This window comes from Butyrivibrio sp. INlla16 (assembly GCF_900104155.1).
Taxonomy (GTDB): Bacteria; Bacillota; Clostridia; order Lachnospirales; family Lachnospiraceae; genus Butyrivibrio.
Genome location: NZ_FMYB01000110.1, coordinates 1 through 4,557 on the forward strand (window position 1 = coordinate 1; position 4,557 = coordinate 4,557).

Here is a 4,557-nt window from a genome sequence, read left to right on the forward strand (position 1 = left end):
CAGTTTCCTGTGCTAAAAGAAATAGAAAAGTGCATTCGGGAGTTTAGAGAGTTTTTCGAAAAGAAAAATATGCCAATGCTCTATATCTTTATAGAAAAGTATTCAAACTCAGAGATCAAAGAAATTGCATCGTTTGCCAAAGGACTCCAACGAGATATAGATGCAGTTGAAAATGCCGTGGCCAGTCCGCTGAGTAATGGTTTTGTAGAGGGAACGAACAGTAAAGTAAAGACCATCAAAAAGGCTATGTATGGTCGCTGTGGAATTGAGTTACTCTCGGCCAAACTGATGTACAGAAAACCATAGTTTTACTAATAAATGCGGAAGAACCTAAATAGTCCTCAAAAAAGGTAATGTTATAAAGGCTCTTCCAGCCATATAGGCTAGTTTGTATAGGACAATTCCAACCACTTGTACCTAAAATGCCTAATACTACTAACGAGTATATAATTACCATTCCCCAATATACTATGGTTATCATTACAAGTCCTGCCAGCATTTTGGCTCTGATTCCTTTTCTTCTGCCCTCAGCAGTGGAAAAGAATACTGCATCAGCCTTTAGTTGATATTCTCCCGAAAAAATGCCACACACAAGAAAGCTTAAGATTAACATGGTCAACATTATAATTGTCTGCGAATATTCCAGCAAAGCTTTCCATCCATCAGCATCTTCGTAGTATAAAGGAGTATCCAACTCTTGATATTTTTCCAGAAAAAATTCTTTTTGACTGGCAGAATACCTGTCTTTAGCTTCATCCGAATTAAGCCACTCCTGAAGAGTCGAAATTCTTCTCTGATAAACATATTTAGAATCATCTACGTTTGCACCGTCAATCAAATAGTAATTGTATTCCCTAAAAGAACTGAGGGAGCTGTTAATAATATCACGTATATCAGAAAAACCTTGTTTCTTTGCATACGCTTTATTATTTTCGTGGAAATCCTTAGACTTTGCTTCGGGAGTAGCTTCAATGGCTGCATTTTCTTTTATGACTGCAGCAAATACATCTTCTGTAAGATATCCGCTCCATTCACTTTTTCGTTCTCTTAGCAATCTTACGGCTTGAAACCCATAAGTATTATTTCCATTTTCATCTGTGTAATCCACATATCTAACAGCAAAAACACTAACTATTACCAATATTATAAAAAGAAGCAGAAGAGCAAGCTTACCTCCGGCTCTTGAAAAGATTTTCTTAATCTCAAATCTAACCATCTATGTCACCTGCTTTCTCTCCAAATTCATATAGGAACAGATCTTCCAAAGTCATTATTTCTTCACAAGCCTCTGGGCAAGGTCTTTCTTCCGAAACTATGCGTAATTCTACTCCGCCACGTATTACTCTGCGATTGGAAACACAAAAACGATTTTGTATTATATCAGCTTCATTTGTTGACAGCGTACATTCCCATGCCTTTGCCGGGGTAGCCTCAAGCAATTCATCTGCCGTTCCCGATAATTCAATTCTGCCATCTCTCATGAAAAAAATCTGGCTTGCCACGCTTTCGATATCTGAAACTATATGCGTTGAAAGAAGAACCAGTCTGTCCTGTGACAGTTCACTTATTAAGTTTCTAAATCGTATCCTCTCATTTGGATCAAGTCCTGCTGTAGGTTCGTCCAACACTAAAATCTTAGGATCATTTAGCATAGCTTGAGCAATGCCGACTCTTCTCTTCATTCCACCAGAAAGCTTTTTCATTTTTTTGTTTTTGCTTTTTTCCATTCCAACCTGCTGCAAAACATCATTTATACGCTTTCTTGCAAGTGCAGATGACAGCCCCTTGATTGAGGCAATATACCTCAAATAGTCAAATACTGAAAAGTCAGGATAAAACCCAAATTCTTGTGGAAGATACCCCAGCAGCTTTCTGTATTCTCCATACATTTCAAAAATATCTTTTCCATCACAGAAGATTTTACCTTTTGTTGGGTGTATAAGTGTGCAGATCATCCTCATAAGTGTAGTCTTTCCTGCTCCATTTACCCCCAGAAGACCATACACTCCATTATTCATTTCAAGGTTGACATTGTCTACCGCTTTAAATCCGCTATAATCCTTTTCTACACTTGATATTACAAGTTCCATATCACATTTCCCCCATAAAGTTGTAAGCCAGAATTCTCCCAGAATCTTTCATAATTCTGTATATGCAGTAACATAGGTAAGAAACCGATATTACCAACAATAATCCCCAGGCAAAACCAGATACACGAGTAAAAACATCTTCTCTCAAAACAATAAATAGCCATATTGTCATCCATAAAAGACTTACTGTAATTGACGGCACAATTCCTCTCAAAAGCCTTCCAGAAAATGCCCTGAAGCAAATACAGGATGTAATCAGCATAGGCAATAGAAACTGAACTATAAGATCCGTCATTGGCACTTCGGTAGAAGATACGCTTACAATTACAAATATAGTTAACATCATAAGATCTACTAACCCGAACACTATCATCCGGGCTGCCATTATCTTTTGAAATGAATAATAAGACGCTCCTTCTATTTCAATTGATCTGTTACTGACATTTTTCCAAAGCTCCGGCAGCACCAGAATTATAAATATAGGCGCGAGAATTCCCATGCATCTTTCTGAATAAGGACCACTTCCTGAAACCTTAAGAAGAATCCATATAGCAAATAGCACACCAAATTGTATTAACCACCATGTTTTTCTAATATAGAACAACTGTTGGTACATAAATTCCATCCATGATATACATCTTGAGGATTCTTCATCCCAATATGCATCTTTTGCTGTTTTTATAGTAGATAAAACAGCCTCTTCCCTGGGGATTACTGTATTATTATCATGTGAACATAACATCTTATCTAAATTCATAGATCCTCCTTACCAAGGATACCTTTAAGCAAAGAACGTCCTCGTTTCAAGCGGTATTTTACTAATGGAAGGCTTATACCTTCAGCCTCAGATATTTCTTCAAGTTTCATTCCAAGGAAAAAATGCATCCAGATGACTTCCCTTATTTCCTTTGGCAGTTCCATCACTGCTGTTTCAATATCCATTTTTTCAGTAACATCACACTCAACTGGCATATTCTTAATTGTTTCTGTCAGTTCTACCTTTTGTATTTTTTGTTCAACCTTCCAATAGTCTCTACAAAGATTGCCTGCTATTGAATAAAGATAATTTACAAGCTTTCCTCTATGGTTATATGTCTCGAAAGCCCTGAAAAACCTATAAAAAGTTTCCTGTGTCAAATCCTCTGCTTGCTGAACATCCTGAAGCCGATACTCACAATAAGAGAGAACTTTTGCGTAATACTTTCTTACAAACGCTTCAATAGCCGCTTCATCCCCAGCTCTAATTCTATGGATCAAAATCAAATCTGAATCCATTTCATCTCCTCCAATCAGATCCTTATAATATGTATAACGATGTTGACCCTAAAAAAGATAGTACCCTTTTTAATAAATAAAAAAACCGTAGGATTCAGTCCGGCATAATGGGCTGTAATTCTACGGTTTGCATATTCTCTTGTCCAATATTATTAGTACAATTCATCAATCAGAGTTACAAGTTCATGTACTGGATAATCTTTATAATTACGAGTGATAAGCTTAGCATTAAGGCATTTTGCCACATCAAAGAATACCCTATCCTTTTCATCGCGCATTTCCACGTAATCATTTGTTGATGGCCTTGGTCCAATATAATAGCCATGCTTCTCAACTAGAGCTATTACAGCATCTGCATCTTCAGGATTGATATTCAAATGCGGTCTGTGCAAAACATCCCGGTATTCCCTTACTATCTCAGATGACAAACCAATTTCATACTTTCCTCTGAAAACATCTTCCAAAAGCAGAACCGATTTGGCATCATCATTTTGGGATTTCAAGGCATTAACAAGTATATTAGTATCAATTACGATTTGTTGCATAAAGCTCCTTCCTAGCTTCAGCAACCTCTGCCTCGACTTCGTCCTCTGTCATTGGATTTTGAGATGTCCTCTTTCTAATCTGTCTGAATGTCTCAAGATCATTATTAGTATCCTGTGATACGCTCAGTCTATCAATCAGACTTACGATCATGTTAAAGTCTTGTTCATTAAGTGAATCCAGTTTGCGGAGTGTTTCGGCTGTAGCTGTCATATCGCTCACCTCCTCAATACGTATATCGGTTGTTACTTCTAACTGTATTATAAAATATCACTCCAGCCTTTTACAAGCCACTTCATAGAAGTGAAAATATGTGGTCTTGGAAGGTGTTACTATTCACGGTCTAAATACTTTTGGACATGACAAATCAGCGTACTTAATCAGCACGCTGATTCGCTATTAAGTTTCAGTATGATTATTTCTGTGAAGAGAAGATTTCCTCCACAGTATAAGGTTTACCATTGCATAGCCTGGACAGAGCTTCTATTTCATTTATCCCGTTACGACGGCATGTTTCGATATATGTCCTTATAAGGGCGTAATTATCCGCGGTATCAGTAGATGCAAACTGACCTGATACCTTCATTTTGGTTTTGATTCCTCTGAGTGATCTTTCCGACAGATTATTCGTTGTAGGTATTGAAAAATC

General features: G+C 37.2%; 7 protein-coding genes and 1 pseudogene. 1 reads left to right on the forward strand and 7 read right to left on the reverse strand.

Features of this window, described 5'->3' with window-relative positions; translation table 11 throughout:
* Window positions 1-306 (forward strand): transposase (locus tag BLR42_RS21910; RefSeq protein WP_139165251.1); only part of this gene is annotated, 306 nt, incomplete at its 5' end.
* Here the strand turns inward: BLR42_RS21910 and BLR42_RS21915 are convergent.
* From BLR42_RS21915 to BLR42_RS23230, 7 genes and pseudogenes are all read right to left on the reverse strand, one after another.
* Window positions 245-1,216 (reverse strand): hypothetical protein, encoded by a 972-nt coding sequence (locus BLR42_RS21915; protein WP_091873791.1) that lies wholly within the window; start codon window positions 1,214-1,216, stop codon window positions 245-247. The two genes, BLR42_RS21910 and BLR42_RS21915, sit on opposite strands and share 62 nt — an antisense overlap.
* Window positions 1,209-2,090 carry an ABC transporter ATP-binding protein gene (locus BLR42_RS21920; protein WP_091873795.1) on the reverse strand — a complete coding sequence of 294 codons (882 nt, stop codon included), beginning with the start codon at window positions 2,088-2,090 and terminating at the stop codon, window positions 1,209-1,211. The genes BLR42_RS21915 and BLR42_RS21920 overlap by 8 nt, the downstream gene beginning before the upstream one ends.
* Window position 2,091: 1 nt before the next feature.
* A complete protein-coding gene (locus tag BLR42_RS21925; RefSeq protein ID WP_026510918.1) occupies window positions 2,092-2,847 on the reverse strand; it encodes a hypothetical protein in 756 nt (251 codons plus the stop codon).
* Window positions 2,844-3,365, reverse strand: a complete 522-nt coding sequence (locus BLR42_RS21930; RefSeq protein ID WP_091873798.1) for an RNA polymerase sigma factor — start codon at window positions 3,363-3,365, stop codon at window positions 2,844-2,846. The genes BLR42_RS21925 and BLR42_RS21930 overlap by 4 nt, the downstream gene beginning before the upstream one ends.
* Before the next feature lie 152 nt (window positions 3,366-3,517).
* The gene (locus tag BLR42_RS21935; protein ID WP_091873801.1) at window positions 3,518-3,910 is read right to left on the reverse strand and encodes a putative toxin-antitoxin system toxin component, PIN family; all 393 of its coding nucleotides are present in this window, start codon (window positions 3,908-3,910) and stop codon (window positions 3,518-3,520) included.
* Entirely contained in the window at window positions 3,891-4,121 is a 231-nt protein-coding gene (locus tag BLR42_RS21940; protein ID WP_026510915.1) for a hypothetical protein, read from the reverse strand. Before BLR42_RS21940 ends, BLR42_RS21935 begins: the two co-directional genes overlap by 20 nt.
* A 202-nt stretch (window positions 4,122-4,323) precedes the next feature.
* A pseudogene (locus BLR42_RS23230) lies at window positions 4,324-4,557 on the reverse strand (hypothetical protein); the annotation flags it as partial.